At 62.8% G+C, this 18,637-nt stretch carries 20 protein-coding genes and 2 tRNA genes; 12 read left to right on the top strand and 10 right to left on the bottom strand.

Translation table 11 applies throughout. The features are described from left to right. Nucleotides 1-267 precede the first annotated feature (267 nt). A tRNA-Tyr gene (locus AC1RQ5_RS20715) sits at nt 268-353 on the bottom strand. A 215-nt stretch (nt 354-568) separates the two neighbouring features. Here AC1RQ5_RS20715 and rlmB point away from each other — a divergent pair. The 7 genes from rlmB to AC1RQ5_RS20750 all read left to right on the top strand — a co-directional run bounded on the left by rlmB (nt 569) and on the right by AC1RQ5_RS20750 (nt 8,042). Beyond that, entirely contained in the window at nt 569-1,450 is an 882-nt protein-coding gene (gene rlmB / locus AC1RQ5_RS20720) for a 23S rRNA (guanosine(2251)-2'-O)-methyltransferase RlmB (protein ID WP_493201427.1), read from the top strand. A 131-nt stretch (nt 1,451-1,581) separates the two neighbouring features. Further along, nucleotides 1,582-2,706 carry a helix-turn-helix transcriptional regulator gene (locus AC1RQ5_RS20725; protein ID WP_493201429.1) on the top strand — a complete coding sequence of 375 codons (1,125 nt, stop codon included), beginning with the start codon at nt 1,582-1,584 and terminating at the stop codon, nt 2,704-2,706. A 113-nt stretch (nt 2,707-2,819) separates the two neighbouring features. Further along, nucleotides 2,820-4,046, top strand: a complete 1,227-nt coding sequence (locus AC1RQ5_RS20730) for a hypothetical protein (RefSeq protein WP_493201431.1) — start codon at nt 2,820-2,822, stop codon at nt 4,044-4,046. An 11-nt stretch (nt 4,047-4,057) separates the two neighbouring features. Next, entirely contained in the window at nt 4,058-4,354 is a 297-nt protein-coding gene (locus AC1RQ5_RS20735; RefSeq protein WP_398474430.1) for a hypothetical protein, read from the top strand. A gap of 12 nt (nt 4,355-4,366) precedes the next feature. Beyond that, nucleotides 4,367-6,901 carry a hypothetical protein gene (locus tag AC1RQ5_RS20740; protein WP_493201433.1) on the top strand — a complete coding sequence of 845 codons (2,535 nt, stop codon included), beginning with the start codon at nt 4,367-4,369 and terminating at the stop codon, nt 6,899-6,901. An 8-nt stretch (nt 6,902-6,909) separates the two neighbouring features. Continuing rightward, nucleotides 6,910-7,206, top strand: a complete 297-nt coding sequence (locus tag AC1RQ5_RS20745; protein ID WP_493201435.1) for a hypothetical protein — start codon at nt 6,910-6,912, stop codon at nt 7,204-7,206. Next, the gene (locus AC1RQ5_RS20750) at nt 7,206-8,042 is read left to right on the top strand and encodes a DsbA family protein (RefSeq protein WP_493201437.1); all 837 of its coding nucleotides are present in this window, start codon (nt 7,206-7,208) and stop codon (nt 8,040-8,042) included. Before AC1RQ5_RS20745 ends, AC1RQ5_RS20750 begins: the two co-directional genes overlap by 1 nt. A 52-nt stretch (nt 8,043-8,094) precedes the next feature. On the opposite strand, the gene AC1RQ5_RS20755 is transcribed toward AC1RQ5_RS20750, so the two are convergent. After that, the gene (locus tag AC1RQ5_RS20755; protein WP_493201439.1) at nt 8,095-8,673 is read right to left on the bottom strand and encodes a hypothetical protein; all 579 of its coding nucleotides are present in this window, start codon (nt 8,671-8,673) and stop codon (nt 8,095-8,097) included. Nucleotides 8,674-8,724: 51 nt separating this feature from the next. Continuing rightward, on the bottom strand, nt 8,725-9,147 hold the full coding sequence (locus AC1RQ5_RS20760) for a hypothetical protein (protein WP_493201441.1): 423 nt from the start codon (nt 9,145-9,147) through the stop codon (nt 8,725-8,727). Nucleotides 9,148-9,439: 292 nt separating this feature from the next. Between AC1RQ5_RS20760 and AC1RQ5_RS20765 the strand changes: the two genes are divergently transcribed. After that, entirely contained in the window at nt 9,440-9,709 is a 270-nt protein-coding gene (locus AC1RQ5_RS20765; RefSeq protein ID WP_493201443.1) for a hypothetical protein, read from the top strand. Between the two features lie 247 nt (nt 9,710-9,956). Here AC1RQ5_RS20765 and AC1RQ5_RS20770 read toward each other — a convergent pair. From AC1RQ5_RS20770 to AC1RQ5_RS20790, 5 genes are all read right to left on the bottom strand, one after another. Continuing rightward, nucleotides 9,957-10,031: transfer RNA gene (locus AC1RQ5_RS20770), tRNA-Thr, on the bottom strand. A 430-nt stretch (nt 10,032-10,461) separates the two neighbouring features. Next, nucleotides 10,462-11,184 (bottom strand): outer membrane protein, encoded by a 723-nt coding sequence (locus AC1RQ5_RS20775; RefSeq protein ID WP_398474444.1) that lies wholly within the window; start codon nt 11,182-11,184, stop codon nt 10,462-10,464. Between the two features lie 268 nt (nt 11,185-11,452). After that, nucleotides 11,453-11,929, bottom strand: coding sequence for a TspO/MBR family protein (locus AC1RQ5_RS20780; protein ID WP_493201446.1), 477 nt, complete (start codon nt 11,927-11,929; stop codon nt 11,453-11,455). Between the two features lie 43 nt (nt 11,930-11,972). Continuing rightward, nucleotides 11,973-12,398 (bottom strand): hypothetical protein, encoded by a 426-nt coding sequence (locus tag AC1RQ5_RS20785; protein WP_493201448.1) that lies wholly within the window; start codon nt 12,396-12,398, stop codon nt 11,973-11,975. 188 nt (nt 12,399-12,586) lie between these two features. Further along, nucleotides 12,587-12,853: a hypothetical protein gene (locus AC1RQ5_RS20790; RefSeq protein WP_493201450.1), complete on the bottom strand. Its 267-nt coding sequence runs from the start codon at nt 12,851-12,853 to the stop codon at nt 12,587-12,589. Nucleotides 12,854-13,126: 273 nt separating this feature from the next. Between AC1RQ5_RS20790 and AC1RQ5_RS20795 the strand changes: the two genes are divergently transcribed. The 4 genes from AC1RQ5_RS20795 (at nt 13,127) to AC1RQ5_RS20810 (ending at nt 15,888) form a co-directional block, all read left to right on the top strand. Next, nucleotides 13,127-13,684, top strand: a complete 558-nt coding sequence (locus AC1RQ5_RS20795) for a tetratricopeptide repeat protein (RefSeq protein ID WP_398474453.1) — start codon at nt 13,127-13,129, stop codon at nt 13,682-13,684. A gap of 208 nt (nt 13,685-13,892) precedes the next feature. After that, a complete protein-coding gene (locus AC1RQ5_RS20800) occupies nt 13,893-14,672 on the top strand; it encodes an NAD kinase (protein ID WP_398474455.1) in 780 nt (259 codons plus the stop codon). 75 nt (nt 14,673-14,747) lie between these two features. Then, complete coding sequence (locus AC1RQ5_RS20805) at nt 14,748-15,293, top strand: response regulator (RefSeq protein WP_398474457.1); 546 nt, start codon at nt 14,748-14,750, stop codon at nt 15,291-15,293. Nucleotides 15,294-15,309: 16 nt separating this feature from the next. Then, nucleotides 15,310-15,888, top strand: coding sequence for an Hpt domain-containing protein (locus AC1RQ5_RS20810; protein ID WP_493201453.1), 579 nt, complete (start codon nt 15,310-15,312; stop codon nt 15,886-15,888). A gap of 148 nt (nt 15,889-16,036) precedes the next feature. Here AC1RQ5_RS20810 and AC1RQ5_RS20815 read toward each other — a convergent pair whose 3' ends face one another. After that, entirely contained in the window at nt 16,037-17,215 is a 1,179-nt protein-coding gene (locus AC1RQ5_RS20815; protein WP_493201455.1) for a DUF2336 domain-containing protein, read from the bottom strand. A gap of 293 nt (nt 17,216-17,508) precedes the next feature. Beyond that, nucleotides 17,509-18,519 (bottom strand): transglycosylase SLT domain-containing protein, encoded by a 1,011-nt coding sequence (locus tag AC1RQ5_RS20820; RefSeq protein ID WP_493201457.1) that lies wholly within the window; start codon nt 18,517-18,519, stop codon nt 17,509-17,511. Between the last annotated feature and the right edge of the window lie 118 nt (nt 18,520-18,637).

The following is an 18,637-nucleotide window of genomic DNA, read 5'->3' on the forward strand; positions in this document are numbered from 1 at the left end:
CTGCCCGGATGTCCCGTTGAAATTCATCGGCCGTCTGCATCGCGGACAGACAGGCAAAGGGTGTTTCCTCGGCATTCGCGCCGCCTTTAAATTTGTTGTTTTTGAATAAGCCCGAGATAGCGCACGTCGAGGGTTTTGCAAGCGCCGCGTGCGGTGCCGCGTGCCAAAACTCAGAACAAATACCGAAAATTGGATTGCTTACAGAATTGCTTACGGATTGCTTACAAGCCGAAGTGCGCCAGAGCCGATTGTTGAGTAAAATCAGAATGGTGGGGGAGGCAGGACTCGAACCTGCGAAGCCATAAGGCGGCTGATTTACAGTCAGCTCCCTTTGCCACTCGGGACACTCCCCCGCTCGACGCCATCGCACCATCGTCCACCCCATGGGGTGTTCGGACGGCCTTGGATGACGTGGAAACGCGCACCCGCTCAGCGGGCTCCCGGCGGCCGCTTTATCGGGAAGCGCGGCCGCAAAGTCAACCGATCATGACGGATTTATCCGCTCCTCCCTGCCTCATTGTTCCCAAAGGCAAATTGCCAATCCCCGGCCTCCATGAGACAAGCCGGCATGAGCGACAAAGACCGCAAGCAGCGATTCCAGCGTGGCCCGCAAAAGGGCCGCGATTCCGGCCGCGATCAGGGTCCGGGCCAGGATAGAGGCCCAGCCCGCCCTCCCCGCGACCAGGGCCGCCGGCCGACGCGCCGCGGCCGTGACGGCGGCGGTCAGGGCGGTGATGGCCCCGCCATCCTCTATGGCTGGCACCCCGTCACCCTCGCGCTGGCCAATCCGAACCGCACGATTCGCAAATTGTGGCTAACTGAGAACGCCGCACGCCGCCTTGCCGACGAAAACATCGACACGCGTGTCACGCCGGAACTGGTGCGCCCGGACGTAATCGATCGCCGGCTCGGCCCGGACGCCGTTCATCAAGGCATGCTGGCCGAGGTCGAACCGCTGGAAGGCCTCGATCTCTCCGAGCTGCCGCAGGACGGCATGGTGCTGGTGCTCGACCAGATCACCGATCCGCATAATGTCGGCGCCATCCTGCGCTCGGCGGCCGCCTTCAAGGTCAATGCCGTGATCACCACCAACCGGCACAGCCCGGAAGCCACCGGCGTGCTGGCGAAATCCGCCTCCGGCGCGCTGGAACTGGTGCCGATCATCGCCGTGCCCAATCTCGCCCGCGCGCTGAACGAGCTCAACGAGAGCGGCTTTATGACCGTCGGTCTCGACAGCGAAGGCGCCGAGAATATCAGCGCGGTGCCGCTGAGCGCCCCCCTTGCCCTCGTGCTCGGCGCCGAGGGGCAAGGCTTGCGGCGGCTGACGCGCGAGACCTGCAGCGTGGTGGCGCGGCTCGACATGCCCGGCGAGATCAAGAGCCTCAACGTCTCCAATGCCGCCGTACTCGCGCTCTATATCGGCGCCAGCAAGCTCGGCCTGATGAACTGAACTTCGGCTAATCGCTGCGGGGCCGTTCGCTGCATGACGGCTGCACTGTCCTGTGCGCGTCAGCAGCCACTAGCAAATCCCGCCGATCTGGTACTATCTTCCCGGCGCTGAGTTAGTCGCGGGGGCGAAGAATGGATGCACATGTGCTGGATCTGGTCGGCTCGATTTACGACGCCGCGCTGGATCCCGATCTCTGGCCACAGGCTTTGGCCGGCATCTGCGACTATGTGCCAGGCACGATGGGCAACATCTTCTCGCAGGACTCGCTGGCGCTGTCCGTGAACCGGATGTTCACCTGGGGTGACGATCCTCACCACACCCAAGCCTATATGAGCACTTACGCCCCGCTCAATCCGCTGTTTCCCACCGGCATGTTCTTTCCGCTCGGCGAGGTCTACAGCGCCGCCGATATCATGCCGCTCGACGTCCTCCGTGAAAGCCGGTTCGCCCAGGAATGGCTGGCGCCGCAAGGCTATGTGGATTTCATCGCCGCCAATCTGGAGCGCACCGCCACCGGCATGGTTGCGCTCACCGTGGTGCGTCATCGCGATCAGGGCCCGGCCGATGCCGAGGCGAAAGCACGCGTGGCGCAACTGGTGCCGCATGTGCATCGCGCCATGATCATTGGCCGCACGATCCAGCTTGCCAGGGCCGAGGCGGAGACCATGGCGGATGTCGTCGACGGCCTCTCGGCGGCGCTGTTTCTGGTCAGCGCCGATTGCCGCCTCGCCCATGCAAACCGCGCCGGCGTCGCCATGCTCGACGACAAACGCGTGGCACGGATTACGTCAGGACGGATCGCATTCGGTGAAGCGGGACGCGAAACGTTGCTCGAAGAGTTGGTCGCGCGCGCGTCCGAAGGCGATGGGGCGATCGGTACGGGCGGCATCGCCGCGCCGCTCGGCCGCTTTGGCGAGGAAGAATTGGTGGCCTATGTGCTACCACTCACCTCGCGTGAACGAACACGCATCGGCAAGGCCTATGCAGCCACGGCTGCGGTGTTCATCCAGAAGGCATCGATCGATTTCAAGAGCCCGCTGGCGCTGATCAGCGAGCGCTTCAATCTCACTAGCGGCGAAGTGCGCGCGCTCAGCGGATTGCTGGCCGGCGATAGTGTCAAGGAAGCAGCGGCCCAACTCGGCCTTGCGGAATCCACCATGCGCAGCCACCTGCACCGCCTGTTCGAGAAGACCGGCACCAGCCGGCAGACCGATCTCATCAAGCTGGTGACCGGGTTCGCCGGGCCACTCGGCTGAAATATTTCGGCCCTTCCATCATCTGATGGATGCAAGCGCCCAGGTCGTCCGTCACCTTCGCCTCGCTGAGAAGTGGGGTGCAGATGGGAATCGGTTTGATACGACGCGCCGCAATGCGCGGCATCGGCGTGGCCGCCGTGCTGGTCGGGACTGCCGGTGCGGGATTGGCCGATCCGGCGCCATCACATTGGACCGCGAGCTACGGCACCGACGTCCGCATCTTCTCCTGGGACGCAACGCGAAAAATTCCGGGCACGCTGCCGGAGACGCGCGAAAGCGGCACGCAGATCCTGGTGCCGCTCAGCCTGCAACTCACCGGTCGCCCCAACGAGGACTGGAAGCTCGACTTCCTCACCCGCGGCGGCTTCATGTCCAGCCGCGTCACCAATAACGGCGCCCAAGGCGCCTATGATGGTGCGACGGATACGTCGATCACCGGCACCGCCACCTATTCCGGCTTCGGCTGGTGGCAGCCTTTCGGATCGCTCGCCGTCAACCTGCCCACCGGACAGACCGTGCTGCGCGGCGCCGATGCAGCGGCGCGCGGCGATACGGATACGGCGCTGATCCCCGTCTTTGGCGAAGGCCTCAATGTCGGCCCGACCATCGGCACCAACATCCTCTTCAACAGTTCGCTCGTCGGCTCCATTGCTCTCGGCTACACCAATCGCGGCAAGTTCGAGCGCGAAGGCCCGACTATTCTCGGCGTGCCCACCAATGATCAGCTCAATCCCGGCGATGTCACCACCGCCACCGGCACGCTCAGCTATCGCGGCGAGCGCCTCTCGCTGAAAGGCTCCGTCGCTTATTCCTGGGAGACCGAGACCACGCTCAACGGCCAGTCATTCTATCAGAGCGGCGACCGCGTCATCCTGACGGGGGCTGCGGGCTACGCCTTCGATGCAAACTGGTCCACCAAGGGCCAAGTCACCTTCTCTCACTTCGATCGCAACAAGGTTCGCTTCATCGGCATCTCCAGCCTCCTGGAAGAGTATTTCAACTCCAACAGCAATCTGACGCGCGTCGTCGCCGATCTGACTTACGCCAAAGACGGCTGGTCCGTCGGACCGGTCGCCTCCTATCTCTATCGCGACCGCAACGGCTATGACCCCACCGCCTTCGAATTCGTCAGCGCCAAGACGGCCTGGACCGCCGGCATCGGCGCCGGCGTCACGCCCACGCCGATGACGCGCCTCACCATGCGCGTCGAGCATTTCTGGGCCGCCGATGACAGCAGCCCGAACAAGGTCCAGTTCAACACCGTCATTCCGAATTCCGGCAATCCCTCGGTGCAGACCCGCGGCTGGCTGGCGTCGGTTGGTGGCGTGATCCGTTTTTGAGAGAGGCTGAGATGATGCGCCCTGCTCTATTCGTCGGTTGCCTCGCCTTTATCGCTGCCACACCCGCGCTGGCGCAGAACGTTTGCCCCGGCGGCGCACGCGCAAGTTCCGGCCAATGCGTCGATCCCTTGCTCATCGCTGATGCGCAGGCCACGGCACTCATTCTCGCTCAGCCCAAATTATCGCAGACCCAGCCACCGATCCCGCTGGAGCTCGACCGCACCAATCCGGTCACGCGCGATTACATTGAGAACCAGATCGTTGGCCGCTTCTCCACCTCGCGGCTGGCCTCACCGCGCACGCCATAAAGGACATCGGCCATGCGCGCGATCTCGACATGGCGGTGTTGGTTCGGCGCACTGGCATTGCTGTGGCTCGCCATGCTGCAGCCGGCGCAGGCGAATTTCTTCGACGAGGTCGGCGACAAGGTGGATCAATGCATCGCTGCCGCGCAGAGCGTCGGCAGCGCCTATCTGGTGGCCGCGCAAAATGCGCCGGGCATCGCCGAATGCGCGGGAACGCTCGGATCCTCCAATGTGGTGGGGACGGCCATTACGGGCGTAATCGCCGGCATGTATCTCGCCGGCGTGTTCGACACTGTCGATCAATGCAATGGGCTGATCACCGGCGTGGTCGCCATGGCACTCGGCAAGATGATTGCCGAAATCCCCGGCCTCGAAGACGCGCTTGTGGAGCTTTTCGGCGAGCGGGCGGTCAAGAAGCTCATCGATGTGGCCGCCGAAGCCATCGTCGAAGAAATATCCAACATCCCCGGCCTGTCCGTCGTGTTCAGCTACATCACCTGCGGCTGCACTCTGGTGGGGGGCCTCGCCGAGATCAAGGATGCCATGATCGAGGCCAAGCAGGACTCGAAGGAATGTCTCGGCCCGATCGGCGATGCCATCGGATGGCTGGAGGCGCAGGGTGATTGGGTTTGGGGACATACATTCGGTGCCATTCCCTCACCATACGCCCACCCCGATCTTGGCGATCATTATTACATCGACCCGAACAAGACATGCCCATTGGGCGCCTACTGGAGCAGCGGCGACGCCGTCTACACCAAGGCCGCGGCGGAAGCGCAATCGGGCCAGCTCGTGCTGCCTGACAATGAGGTGAGCAGCTTCAAGTCATACGGCATGTGCACCTGCCCTGCGGGCACCCTGCCCGTCAATAAGGTCAAGGATGGCGTCGGTTACGTCGGCTGCGGCTGCGGTGAGGACCAGGTGTTCAACGACGCCATGCAATGCGTCGACGCCTGCGGATACGGCACCAAATACTCTTTCACGAAGCATCAATGCGAGCCGATCTGCAAATACGGCGCCTTCCAGGGCTACGACAACCACAAGAAACCGATTTGCTTCACCAGCTGCGACGATCCCGCAGCCGTCTTTGACACCACCAAGGGCGCTTGCGAAGTCTGCCCGGCAGACTTCTTCACGATCCGCACAGGGACCGGCGGCGACGCGCGCGGCTATTGCATGCCCTGCGGCGACAATTTCAAATCCAATGCAGGCGCCACGACCTGCGAGATCATCTGCCAGGATCCCTGGACGAAATACACGCCCACCTCGTGGAAGGGCACGCCGACCTGTGAACCGAAATGCGGCCCCGGCCTGCAATATGTCGAGACCAAAGGCGATGGCGATGCGGGGCTGCCGAAGTGGCAGTGCAATGCCTGTCCGGAGAACACGCAGCTTGATCCGCGGACCAATAGCTGCGCCCCCTGCGCACAGGGCGCGAGTTGGTCGGCAGGCGGCGGTGCTTTTGGCGGCAACAGTGTCTGCACCTGTCCGGTCAATACCGTCGCCATCGATGGCATCTGTCAGCAATGCCCGAGCGGTTCGCTGCCGGGCCGCGACGAATTTGGCAACATGGTGTGCAGCGCCTGCCCTGGTGGCAATTGCGGCCCCGACCGGCAGGCCGTCGAATGCCGCAGTCTCAACGGCGTTTATGACGCGACGGCAAAGACGTGCACGCCCTGCGGCAAGAACGAGCGTGTGATGGGCAATGTCTGTATCTCGCAGACCGCAGCCAAGCCACCGACCAGCACCGACGCCTCCGTGCCGAAGCAGCCGGGGCCGCTCACATTGGCTCCCTGTCCGGGCGCCAACGAGGTGCATGAAGCGCTTAGCGGACAGTGCGTCTCCTGCGGCGATGACGCCCGCGCCATGGCCGGCGTCTGCGTTCCGAACGAGAAGCCAAAGCCACCGGGACAATCTCTCGCAGGTTCCGCATCGATCCCGACCGCACCTTCACAGCTGCTCCAGCCTTGCAATGACAAGATGCAGGTGCGCGATCCCTATTCCCTGCGCTGCGTCAGTTGCGGCGACAAGGCGGTCGCCGTGAACGGCTTCTGCATCGCCAAGGATGCGCCGATGTCAGTGCCGGCAACACCGCCAAAGGCACTCACGCTGCTGGCCGACGCGCCCACCAACAAGCCCTGCCCGCCCGGCACCTATGCGTCCGGCCCGTTCTGCGTGCAGGAAGTGCTGCCGCAGAAGGACGCGGGCCTGAAGCGCTGTGGACCGCGCGGACGCAATCAGGTGATCGACGGCCGCGCCGACGGCGGCTGCGTGCCTTGCGGCGCCGGACGCAGCCCGAATGCGCAACGCACGGCCTGCCTTGTGGTGGCGTCACCGCCGCCACCCGCGAAGCCGGCACCGAAGAAGGAAACACCTCGCCCGGCCAAGCCGGCCTTGAAGGGCGAGAGCGCCGATGTCGTCGCGCCGAAGAAGCCGGAACGTCCGGTGCGGCCCGCACCGCCAGCGCCGTCTCTCGCACCCGATCTGGATTTTGACGGCTTGTCGATGGGCTCGCGACCAGGCGCAAGCGGTCGGAGACAGACGCGATGAGATTCATGATGACTCGCACCATCACAGCTCTGTTTGCGCTCGGTTTCTACGTCGCGCCCGCGCAGGCGCAGACCCTGCCGGCGCCATTGAGCAATCCCGACAAACCGCCCATCGGCAGCCTGTGCGAGACGCCGAAGCGACGTGGCCAGGGCATCATCAAAGTGGATCTGTGCGGCCGGCTCTATTGCGGTTCGCCGAGCTGGATCGAGCCGTTTCAAAAACGCGATTACGACCGCAAGCGCATGCCCTGCGAATTCAAGCTTGTGAAAGACATCTGCCGCTGTGTGCCGGAAGGAACGAAATAATGCGCCACTTTCTTCGCGCAGCCGTGATCACCGCGACAGCGATCGTCGTAACCGCCACTCCCGTGGTCGCGGAAGCCCAAAAAGACGAGATCGAAACCGTGTTGCGCGATTATCTCGCCACACGCCCCGATTTGCTGGAGCAGCTCATCCGGGAGGCGATCGCGAAAAATCCACAGATCGTGCGCGGTGCCTTCGCCGACGCGCTGAAATCGCGGATCGGACAAAACCCGGCGCCCGCTGCAGCGCGCCCCGCAGCAGCACCGCAGCCTCCGCCGGATCGCACCGAAGCAATCAAGACCAATGCCGAAGCGCTATTCCGGTCGATGCATCAGACCACTTTGGGCAACGCATCCGGCCCTGTCACGGTGGTGGAATTCTTCGACTATAATTGCGGATTCTGCCGCCGCGCTGCCGAGGACAAGTTCGCGCTGATGGCCGATGATCCGGAAATCCGGGTCGTCCTGAAAGAACTGCCGATCCTCGGCCCGCAATCGCTCGAAGCCGCGCAGGTCGCCGTGGCCGTGCGCATGCAGGATAGTGCTGATGGTCGCATCTACCGCGCCTTCAACAAAGCGATGTTCAGCGGCAGCCAGGCCAACCGCGCAGCGGCCATGGATGCTGCCAGAAATGCCGGCGCCGACATGACCCGTCTTGCCCGCGATGTCGCCAGCGACGAGATCAAGGCGACGCTGGACGAATCCATGCGCCTCGCCCGTGCACTCGGCATCACCGGCACACCGAGTTATGTGATCGGGGAGCGCGTGATACCCGGCGCCGTCGGGCTCCCTGCCCTCCGCGAGCAGGTGCAATTGGCAAAGGCCTCGGTGTCGAAATGAAAATGCCCGCCTGCATCGCTGCAGACGGGCATTGATCTTCGAGATGATCAGATCAGTAAGCGCGGCGCAGCGGGCGCTGCTGATACTGATGGTGATAGCCGTGGCGCGGGCCGTAGTGACGTGATCCGTAGATCACGCGTGGCTGGGCGTAGCGGTATCCATAGTGGCTACGCTGTGCATAGCGCACGCGCGGTTGCATGCTGTAGCCATAGCGATAGCTCGGACGCAGGCGCGGCGTGAACACGACCGGACCGGCGATTTCCTGGCGATAGCCGTAATTCGCGCTGTAGCTGTAGTGATTGTACGGATTGGCATAGGGGCCGCCGTCATAGCGCGGATAGCCGCGCCAGCCGATGGCGGTTTCCTGATAGGTCGGGGCCGGCCCGAACTGGCCGGGGCCGCTATAGGTCGGGCCGTGATTGGCGTAAAAATACTGACGCGTCACCGGGGTCGGATCCGGCAGCACCTCATAGCCGGTATAAGCATAGCCGGTGCCGTAGCCGGCATAGCCACCGCCGCAGGGCGAGCAGCCGCCGGCATAATAGCCGCCGCCGGCCATGGCGGGCGACGCTGCCGCGCTGACGGCAGCAACGGCAAAGGCCGCAGCCCATTTAGCAATCGTGATACGCATAACGCACTCCTGATGGTGTTTTCTTGTTTGGTTTGGTGATGGAAATTCGTGTCAGCGCCGCTCCATCGGCGGCGCGACGATGACCGGTGGTGGGTTCATCGGAACGTCATTGGTGCCCATCGGCGCTGACTTCGCCGACCAGTGCTCGTGGAAGCTTTCCGCCGGCTCCGGCAACTTGCGATTGGCCGGCGGCTCGATTTCGAGCCGGCCATAGCCGGGCTTGTGCCCGAGGCTGGGATAATAGTGGCCGACATTCGGCACCGGATCGATCGGCCGTCCGCCATAGATGGTCGGCTGCACATGGATGCGATTCTGCAGGCCGCGGTCGCCCTCGATCACGCGATAGGACGCATCGACGCCATTGATGATGATCGGCACGCCCGGCCGGCCGGGAATGACGATATTGAACCCATCGCCGGCCACAGCGGGCAGCGTCGAGGCAAACGTCAGAAACAGTGCCGAAAAGACCCGCATGATGGTGTCCTGCATTGGTGGCGGTAGGATAATCGAAGGCCTGGCAGGATGGGTTAAAGGCCGGAGGCGAACTGCCGGTAAGCCTAACGCGTAAGCATGCGATCCAGTTCAAATGCATGGAATCGCGACGAGATTCCGTTAACGCATGGACGGCAACCCGCGTATCATCGCGCGCAGATCAAGCTCAGCCCAACACGGTCATATCTTGCGGATCACCGCCCGCGCGTGGTCTGATCCGCGCCGACCGACGGGGCCGTCCCGTCATCTCACCATTCGCTTCCGGAGAGTTCTTATGAAGATCCTCAGCGCCGCCATCATCCTTTCGACGCTGGTCGCCACCCCTGCTTTCGCCAAGCACTGGAAGCATCACCGCCATCACACAGCCGAGACCTTCGTCTTCGCCGCGCCCGGCCAGCCCTACAAGATCAGCTACCTGCACAATTACGGCCCCGGCCTCACGCCTGGCACCTTCGCCTATTACGACGGCCCGCTGTCGCGCCGCTGCAAGCAGTCCGCCGCCGCCTATCGCGGCCAGGACGGCCGCGCGCATCCGTGTTTCTGAGACCGGCAGCACGCACTGCAGATTAGAGCCCGCACGCAAAAAGCCCGGCGCCAATGACTGCGCCGGGCTTTTGCACACGTGAAAGAGATCGATGAACGATAGAACTGGAAATTTCAGCTGGGCGCGTTTGCTCATCCTGGTCGCGGCGGTGACCCTGATCGCAGGCGGGACGATGGGCTCCGTCCTCATCGCGTTCCGATTGATGAAGTAGAGGCCACCACGCCTGGGAACCAGCGGCCGCATTGGATGGTGCCGGCAGAGAGGATTGAACTCCCGACCTTCGGTTTACAAAACCGCTGCTCTACCGCTGAGCTATGCCGGCTGCAGGATCAATGACTTAGAGCCAATGCGCGGCCTGTTTCGGGGCAGCGCCGGCAGGCCGATCCTGTGTTGCGCCGTCCATTATCAGAGTTGCCGGCGCAGGGCTACTGGCCGGTGACATGTTCTCGATTTCCCACAGCGGACTTGCGGCCGCCATGCACGCTTACAGCCGCCCGCAAAGAAGCAGCACATTGACCGCACAGGCGGCCAAGAGGGCGACGGCAAGTGCCGTTTGAACCCCGTTACACCAGATATGATCGATCATTCTCATTGCCTGATGACCATCAGGCGATTCTAGGCAAGGAGTCTCGCGGCTTATTTTTCGGAGGATTCAGGACTCGTTTACTTTCGATTCCGCCCTGCCCCGGGGATCCTGCCAAACAAAAAGGCCGGCGAAACGCCGGCCTTTCCGCTGAACCGAACAGGCTCGCTCAGTAGCGCGCGATCTGGGGGCCGCCCCAGCCGAAGCGATAATTCAGGCCGGCCTTGATGGTGTGTTCGTCATTGTTGAAGCTCGTCACGCCGGCCGGGAAAGCCGTCGAGGTGAGCGTGGTGTTGCCGAAATTGTAGTACTGGTACTCGATCTTGCCCGACCAGCTCGGCGTGAACATGTATTCGAGACCGCCGCCGACGGTGTAGCCGCTCTTGCTGTTGCCATCGACGCCAACCGGCGTCGCGCCCAGCACCGGCGTGGTCACGACGAGATCGTTATTGCCCCGCCAGGCATAGCCGCCCTTGGCGTAGAGCAGCGCCGGACCCCAGGTGTAACCGAGACGACCGGTGACCGAGCCGAGTTCGCTATTGTTGCCGGTGAGCGTGGTGCCGTTGGTATAGGCGAAGCCGGTATTGTTGCTGCCCATCCAGCTGTAATTGGCCTCGATGCCGAGCACCCAGTTGGTGGCGAACTGATAGTCGAAGCCGCCCTGCACACCGCCGAGGAAACGACCGCTGTCACTGGTGAGGCTGTTGCTGTCGCCGAAAGCGCCGCCGACGTGGCCACCGATATAGAAGCCGGTCCAGTTATAGACGACCGCAGGCGCGGTATAGGCCGGCGCCTTGGTGTAGGTGCGGGCCGGAAGATCGGCCGCGAAAGCCGAGGTGGATGCGGCAGCAATGGCAACGATGGCCGATGCGCTCAGCAGAAACTTTTTCATTTGAAATCCCCTGTGTTGCGTTGTGATGGTCAGAAAACAACGTGGCTGGACTTTGGTTGCTTCGCGGCGTTCCATGCCACAACGAACATTCTTGAGTGCGACATAGTAGCAACACTCGGTTCCATCTGTGTTGGACATCCGAGGGGCGGATCTGGTTCATGGGAGAGCGTGTCTGCCTCAAGTTTGCCGCAGGAAATCGCGCTTGTTTCGCGCGCAAATCGGGAAGAACCGCATCATTTCTTGCGGCAAACCAGCGGCAGACTTGCGTTCAATTCAGGGCAACGATGCCGGCATTGAGCGTGCTCGCATAGAGCACCCAGCACAGATATGGAACCAGCAACGCCGCAGCGGGACGGTCAATTCTTACCGCCGCCCAAATTGTCGCAGCGATCATGACGGCCATCGCGACGATGATGACGAGCCCGGAGCGGAGTCCGTGCCAGCCGAAAAACACCGGCGACCAGATCGCATTCAAAGCCAGCTGCAGCGCGAACAATGCGATCGCATATCGGCGCGGGGTTGATGGCGGCACGCGGTCCCATAACCGCCAAACTGCAACGGCCATCATCACATAGAGCGTCGTCCATGCGATCGGAAACACGAATGGCGGCGGCGTCCAGGACGGCTTGGCGAGACCGGCATACCAACCGGCAATTTCCGGCCTGGTGAAGACCGAACCGACAATGCCGATGCCCAGGCAGACGACGAGGCAAACCAGCAGTCGGACGATGGAGCGGACAGTCATGAAGCCATCACGATAATTGCGGAGTTGGAAAAGACCCAACGCGTCAGCGGGTCATCTTTTCCATCTCGGGGAACGGCTGATAGTTCGCGCCTGCGCATAGTTCGGCGCTGTTATCGACAACACGCTCGAGACGCCCATCGACGAAAGCGACACCACGCTCCTGCACCGGCGTGTAGCGATTGTTGAAATCCTTCGCCGAATAACGCACGCAGGCAACATAGCGCATATTGCCGCCAACGCTCCGCTGTACCGGCTCGGCGAGCATGGCGCCGCGCACGCCGACGGGGTCGTTCAAATAAGTGCGCATGAAAGAGAGCAGATCGGTGCGGTAGGCAGTGGGAAACGGCTGCACGCCGCTCGCGCTCTCGACAAAGCTGACATTGCCGCTCGGACCACCACCGCACGCTGCAAGGCTCAATGGAAGCAGCAATACCACCGCACGTATCGTGTTCTGCAAATTCACGCTCATTCTCGCCTGCCCGTCCGAATTCCAGCGATTCCTAGACGGTTCGGGCACGGAAGGGAATTCGCAACTCGGTGACGAGGAAACCGGCAATCGGTCCACCCCGCCATTTCCGGGGACGCGGAAATAGCGGGGCGACCGTCAAACTCCGTGGCCGCAGCTGGGCAATGAAAACGCCGCGGCCACGGAGCTCCTCAACCGTGTTTGTGCACGGTTTTGGCTGTGATGGCGGAATGCTTGAAATGCTTGTGATGGCCAAACTTCTTGTGGAAGTTGAAGTGCGGATGCGCGTGCGGGCGCACATGATGGCGATGATGCGTGACGTGGCCGCGATGCATCTGCGCCTTCGCATCGAGCGCATGGGAATGCTGCGTGCGGCTGTCATGGCCAAAGCTGCCTGCAAAGGCCGGCGCGGCCAGCATGGAAACGGCGATCAGCGCGGCGGACATGGTCTTCAACATGGTCTTCTCCTGTCGATCAAGATCAAGAAAGTGACCGGTCGGGATGGCCGGGCTTGTCGATCATGCAGCGAGGTTAGTTCGGCCGCGCTGAACCCATGCTGACGCGCGCATGCAGCCTTCGTTCATCTCGGTGACATCTTCGTCATGCGCGCAAGTACCGCCAAAACCGCGACCATCAATGCGGGAATGGACAACCTTCTGCGGTGTTCATTCCGTGTTCACAACCGCTGGCTTCCGTGCCAGACTGATCCCGCTGCAAACAGGAGCGCCGCAATGACCAAATCTCTGATCCGGCTGACGACACTTGCATTGCTTTCGACTGTGATCGCCGCCTCGCCGTCCGTCCTCACCACCGCCTACGCTGCTGGCAGTGACACGCCGTCCACGCCGCCGCCCTCATCCGATTCGAAGAAGGGCACCAAGGACCAGAAACTCAATCCGACGAAGCCCGACGATCGCGCTTTCCTCGACGGCTATCGCGCAGCTTACGCCACGGTCTATGACAAGCACGACTACACCGCCGCCATCGCGCAGCTGAAGGCGTTGAAGCAGGACGACCGCGCCGACGTCGCCAATCTGATCGGCTATTCCTATCGCAAGCTCGGCGACTACAAGGTCTCGCAGGCCTATTACGAGCGCGCGCTGAAGGCTGATCCGAACCACGCCCGCACCTGGCAGTATTACGGATTGTGGCAGGTCGAACAGGGCAATCGCGATCAGGCGCAGTATCACCTGACCAAGCTGGCCTCGCTCACCGGCAAGAACTCGACCGAATACAAATCGCTTGCCGATGCACTCGCACAGGCACCGGGCACTGGCCTCACCTACTGATCCCGTTCGCGGATCAGTCCAAAGCCGGCGGGCCCAGCGGGTTGCGCCGGCTTTTTGCTGATGGATGCAGGATGGGTTGAGCGGCGCTAACCATCCGCCCCGTGCCCCCTCGACACGGCGCCTCAAACTGCCGTTAAGTGCGGCTCGACAATCTTCAGCCCGGTCGATACAGACCGCACACACATCGAGCCAAGGCCTGCGATCCCCGATGACCACGCCCAAGCGCCTTGACCGGATCGCCTTCGTTGCGAGCAATAGCGAGGAGGCACAGGCTGCCTTCGAACAGCTGACGCAGACCTATGGCAACGACGACCCGCACAAAGCCGACGTCATCGTCGCGCTCGGCGGCGACGGATTGATGCTGAAAACGCTGCACGACCACATGCGCACGGGCAAGCCGATCTACGGCATGCATCGCGGCACGGTCGGCTTCCTGATGAATGAATATTCGACGATCAATCTGCACGAGCGCCTGGCCGCCGCGCGCGAGACCCTGATCAATCCGCTGCTGATGCGCGCCACCGACGTGCATGGCAGTGTGCACATCCATCACGCCATCAACGAGGTCTCGCTATTCCGCCAGACCCATCAGGCGGCACGCCTGCGCATCCTGATCGACGAGCAGGAGCGCATGGCCGAGCTGGTCGCCGACGGCATCCTGATCGCGACGCCGGCCGGCTCCACCGCCTATAATCTGTCGGCGCAAGGCCCGATCCTGCCGATCAATGCCGCCCTGCTCGCGCTGACGCCGATCAGCGCTTTCCGCCCCCGCCGCTGGCGCGGCGCGCTGCTGCCGAACAAGGCTTTTGTCGTGATCGAGGTGCTGGAAGGCGACAAGCGGCCGGTGGCTGCCGTCGCCGATCACGACGAGGCCCGCGATGTGCGCCGCGTGGAGGTGATCTCCGACCGCACCATCTCGATGCGGATGCTGTTCGACCCCGGCCACAGCCTGGAAGAACGCATCATCAGCGAGCAGTTCAGTTACTGAGCTACCGGCGGTCTTCAACCCTTCGTTAACCCCCTCGCCCCTATGGTTAACGCAGGGTAACTGCCGGCCGGGCCCATGTACCGCATCGACTTCAACAAGCTTCGCTTTCTGATCTGCGACGACAATCCGCATATGCGGCGCATCCTGCGCACGCTGCTGCATTCGTTTGGCGCGCGCGAAGTCTACGAGGCCGAGGACGGCGCCACCGCGCTGGAAATGTACAGCCACTATGTCCCCGATATCGTGATCGCCGACTGGGCGATGCCGATCTTCGACGGGCTCGAACTGACGCAGATGATCCGGCAGCCGGATTCCAAGGGCAATCCCTACGCGCCCATCATCATGCTGACCGCACATTCCGAAAAACGCCGCGTCACCATGGCGCGCGATGCCGGCGTCACTGAATTTCTTGCCAAGCCGATTTCAGCCAAGGGACTTTATCAGCGCATCATGAGCGTCGTTGCGCATCCCCGCCCTTTCATCAAGACGCGCAATTTTTTCGGGCCCGATCGCCGCCGCAACACCACCGTGGCCTATATCGGCCCCGAGCGGCGCAATGGCGGCGAAGCGGAAATCCTGCAGCAGCCCTCACTGCTCGATAAAGCCCGCGTCAGCAGCTAGTTTTTGGAGACTTTCGATGGCCAGGGACAAGCGACACGCGGCGATGATCCAGACCTTCGCCGATCATGCGGTGATCACGCCGCACCACTCGCTGAAACATGCGATCCGCGCCACCGGGAAACGCGAGCTCGACGATCCCGTGGCGCGCGCCGAAGCGGCATTGGCCAATCTCTCCGGCGAGTTCAAGACCTGGATGCGCGCCGAATGCGATCGGCTGTCGGCGGCGTATGCCGCCGTGCTCGCCAAGGGTTTTACGGATCTGACACGCGGCGAATTGTTTCGTGCAGCCCATGACATCAAGGGCGATGCACCGACTTTCGGTTTTCCCGCTGCAGGTGTCGCCGCAGAGAGCCTGTGCCGTATCATCGAACACGCCCCCAATCTCGCTGCCGTTCCGCCGGACCTGATCCAGCATCATATCGACGCCGTGCAGGCGATCGTCCGCGAGCACAACACGATCGAGAAGACTGGCGTGGCCAACGAACTGTCCAGCCGTCTGCGCGCGGTGGCGGATGATTATTTGAACATCGTGAACAAGGATCGGCCGGAGCATCTCGATGCGCTGGCGGTGCCGAGCATCGCGCCAACGAACTAGCTGCCGTATCGCGCCCCACTCAATCCCTCATCCTGAGGAGCGGCCTCAGGCCGCGTCTCGAAGGATGGCCGAGCACCCGTGAGCCTGGCCAGTTCATGGTTCGAGACGGTGCTACGCGCCTCCTCACCATGAGGGGCAGAGACTGACGCTACGCTGCAATCGCCTCATACTCGTCTTCATCCGCATACATGCCCTGCTCCGCGAGTTCGTCGCAGAACAGGCGCGCTTCTTCACGCGCGGATTCCGTGGCGAAACGGCGCAGCAGGATCAGCAGCGGTTCGGAGGCTGCTTCATCGGTCTCGCAAGAGGTCAGCACGCGCTCGACCATGCGACGGCGCAGGCGAACGGCGCCGCCCACCGAACCGACAAAGCCGATCTCGTTACGGGCAGCGAGCGCGGCACGGAAGGCGGGGAATGTGGAGCTTGGTAGCCCCGCACGCGTGAGCAGCGCATTGACGCTATGATCGGCACCATCCTCGACCAGCGCCGCCACGCGGCTCTCCGGCAGACCGGACAGCACCACCAGCGACTGGTCGAACAGCGCAAGATTGCCCGACAAAAGCGCGCGCAGGATCAGGCCCGCCGTAAGCTGCCCGGCTTCACGCAGGTGATGCACGAGATCGCGCATCTCCTCGCCGCGCGAACGCGAGGCGATATTCACGGTCGAGCGCGCCATGGCTTCATCGGCGACACGCTCGGCGCGGTCCTGCGAGAGCCAGTTACGGGCGACGACGAAGCGCGTCAGCGTATCGGAGAGTTTGGCGACCAGCGCATGACGCGTCTTGGCCGGCAGGCCATCCAGAGCAAACATCGCCTCGCGGATGGCGGCGAGATGGCCGTGACGCTCGACGATCCGATCCCATGAGAACGGCGCGAGTTCGGCATAGGGATTTTCGATCAGCTCGAGTGCTGCTGCGGCCGAGCCGACTTCGGCGATGGCGGCGCAGACCGAGGATGGCAGCGTGATGCGGCGCGCGACGGCGCATTGCAGGTCGCTTTCGCCGGTGGCGACGATGTCGACCAGATCGGCATCCACCAGTAGCGGGGAATGTTCGAGTACCGGCAATGCCACGGAGGCCTGGTCTACCGCCAGCGCCTGCACGATGGCTGGCGGCGCGGAGGGCGCGCGGGCGAAGACGTCGGCCATGGCCCGCCGCACCAGCGGCGAAGCGTCGTCCAGCAACATCAGCAGCGCGCCTTCGGCGGCCGCCCGATCGTCATCGGACAAATCTGAGAAGATGAAGGCCCGCGCCAGGGAGCGCGTTGCCTCTGCACGTTCGCTCGGAGGAGCGGTACGAACCCAACTGATGAACTGCCGAACGATCATGTCCTGCCGGCCTACGCAACTAACGACACCGGAACGCGATGCCCACGGTCAGGGAAAATAAACCATGGCACTTAACAAAGGGTTCACCATAACTGGCTGCGTTTGTTGAGGTTTTGTTAAGGGAGCAAAGACCGGCGACTTCACCCCACGGCCTACCCACTCCGCCTTCATCCTGAGGAGCCGCGCAGCGGCGTCTCGAAGGATGGCCGCACGCTCCGAGCCAAGCCAGCTCATGATTCGAGACGCGGCCTACGGCCGCTCCTCACCATGAGGGACTGAGTGCACGAGCACGCTCAACTACTAAACGTTCCGAACCGATCGCTGAACAGATCGAGCGGCCGCGGCGTGCCGACCTCGGGCGTCTTCGCGATCGCGTTCGATGTCAGCGAATTCGTGTTGCCCCACAGCTCTTGCACCGCCGGAGAAATCGGCTGACTGCGCTCGCCGCCCTGGAAAAGCGAGCGAAACATCGGCGGCTCCGGCATCGTCGATGAAGTACCGTTGGCAAAGCTCGCGACCTGCACATTGTTGAGATCGGGGAAGCGCGACAGGAAGGTGGCGTTGGACGACGACGTCGCGGCAACAGGCAACACCGCCTGCGCCGTTGTGACGCCGGACGCAGCGAGCGGACCGCCGGCAGACGCCATGGCGCTGGCAGTCACGCTGGAATTTGCAGCAGATGCATAGCGCGACGACAGCACGCCATAGACTTGCGAGACGCTGCGCGCGCTGCCGCTCTGATCGTAGAAGATCGAGCGATTGGCAGCGGCGGCATTGGGGAACAGTGCCGCACCCGACGCATTCGGATTCTGCGCGGCATTGTTGATCAGCTTCGACGCGCCGGCGACGCCCATGAAATGCGCCATATAGAGTTCGGCATCATTGGGACGTCGGCCGATCTCGCCGGTGAGCTTGAAGCTGTTGGATTGCGTCAGCACGCCGGCCATCGCCGAGCTGGCGACGGGATCATCGCGCAGCTGCAGGATCGCGGCCTTGGCTTGGGGATCGCTGACCGAATAGCTGCCGGATGGCGACTTGGTGATGGCGTCGGCATATTGGCCGTAGCCAAGCTGGCTGCCGGCTTCCTTCACCGTGCCGAGCCAGGTCTGCTCGATGAACTGGAACAGGCCCTTGGCCGAGGATGTGGAGGCCGTGGCCTTGGGATCGAAATTCGACTCCATCTTGGCGGTGGCAAGCAGATATTCAAAACTGGTGCCGGTGACGCCCGCAGCATTCTTGATCGCGCCCGCCACCTGGCTGCGCGTCGAATTCACTGCGAAAAGATTGGTCGATTCGACCGCCATGCCCTGCCCCGCTTCCGCACAAGGGCCGCCCGAGATTCGGACGCCGTCAGCCACGCCGAAGCCACGGACACAGTGCAGCAATCATGGTTAATTGAATCTTAAATCTAGGAATTGGACG

It is taken from the genome of Tardiphaga sp. GW821-FHT12E02 (assembly GCF_058807155.1).

Bases quoted from the DNA above. Each gene is read 5' to 3' on its own strand.
- AC1RQ5_RS20790 (WP_493201450.1), bottom strand. From the start codon at position 12,853: ATGTTGAAGACCATGTCCGCCGCGCTGATCGCCGTTTCCATGCTGGCC.
- AC1RQ5_RS20815 (WP_493201455.1), bottom strand. From the start codon at position 17,215: ATGATCGTTCGGCAGTTCATCAGTTGGGTTCGTACCGCTCCTCCGAGC.
- AC1RQ5_RS20780 (WP_493201446.1), bottom strand. From the start codon at position 11,929: ATGACTGTCCGCTCCATCGTCCGACTGCTGGTTTGCCTCGTCGTCTGC.
- AC1RQ5_RS20730 (WP_493201431.1), top strand. From the start codon at position 2,820: ATGCGCGGCATCGGCGTGGCCGCCGTGCTGGTCGGGACTGCCGGTGCG.
- AC1RQ5_RS20765 (WP_493201443.1), top strand. From the start codon at position 9,440: ATGAAGATCCTCAGCGCCGCCATCATCCTTTCGACGCTGGTCGCCACC.
- AC1RQ5_RS20760 (WP_493201441.1), bottom strand. From the start codon at position 9,147: ATGCGGGTCTTTTCGGCACTGTTTCTGACGTTTGCCTCGACGCTGCCC.
- AC1RQ5_RS20800 (WP_398474455.1), top strand. From the start codon at position 13,893: ATGACCACGCCCAAGCGCCTTGACCGGATCGCCTTCGTTGCGAGCAAT.
- AC1RQ5_RS20805 (WP_398474457.1), top strand. From the start codon at position 14,748: ATGTACCGCATCGACTTCAACAAGCTTCGCTTTCTGATCTGCGACGAC.
- AC1RQ5_RS20740 (WP_493201433.1), top strand. From the start codon at position 4,367: ATGCGCGCGATCTCGACATGGCGGTGTTGGTTCGGCGCACTGGCATTG.
- rlmB (WP_493201427.1), top strand. From the start codon at position 569: ATGAGCGACAAAGACCGCAAGCAGCGATTCCAGCGTGGCCCGCAAAAG.
- AC1RQ5_RS20785 (WP_493201448.1), bottom strand. From the start codon at position 12,398: ATGAGCGTGAATTTGCAGAACACGATACGTGCGGTGGTATTGCTGCTT.
- AC1RQ5_RS20750 (WP_493201437.1), top strand. From the start codon at position 7,206: ATGCGCCACTTTCTTCGCGCAGCCGTGATCACCGCGACAGCGATCGTC.
- AC1RQ5_RS20745 (WP_493201435.1), top strand. From the start codon at position 6,910: ATGACTCGCACCATCACAGCTCTGTTTGCGCTCGGTTTCTACGTCGCG.
- AC1RQ5_RS20775 (WP_398474444.1), bottom strand. From the start codon at position 11,184: ATGAAAAAGTTTCTGCTGAGCGCATCGGCCATCGTTGCCATTGCTGCC.
- AC1RQ5_RS20755 (WP_493201439.1), bottom strand. From the start codon at position 8,673: ATGCGTATCACGATTGCTAAATGGGCTGCGGCCTTTGCCGTTGCTGCC.
- AC1RQ5_RS20820 (WP_493201457.1), bottom strand. From the start codon at position 18,519: ATGGCGGTCGAATCGACCAATCTTTTCGCAGTGAATTCGACGCGCAGC.
- AC1RQ5_RS20735 (WP_398474430.1), top strand. From the start codon at position 4,058: ATGATGCGCCCTGCTCTATTCGTCGGTTGCCTCGCCTTTATCGCTGCC.
- AC1RQ5_RS20810 (WP_493201453.1), top strand. From the start codon at position 15,310: ATGGCCAGGGACAAGCGACACGCGGCGATGATCCAGACCTTCGCCGAT.
- AC1RQ5_RS20725 (WP_493201429.1), top strand. From the start codon at position 1,582: ATGGATGCACATGTGCTGGATCTGGTCGGCTCGATTTACGACGCCGCG.
- AC1RQ5_RS20795 (WP_398474453.1), top strand. From the start codon at position 13,127: ATGACCAAATCTCTGATCCGGCTGACGACACTTGCATTGCTTTCGACT.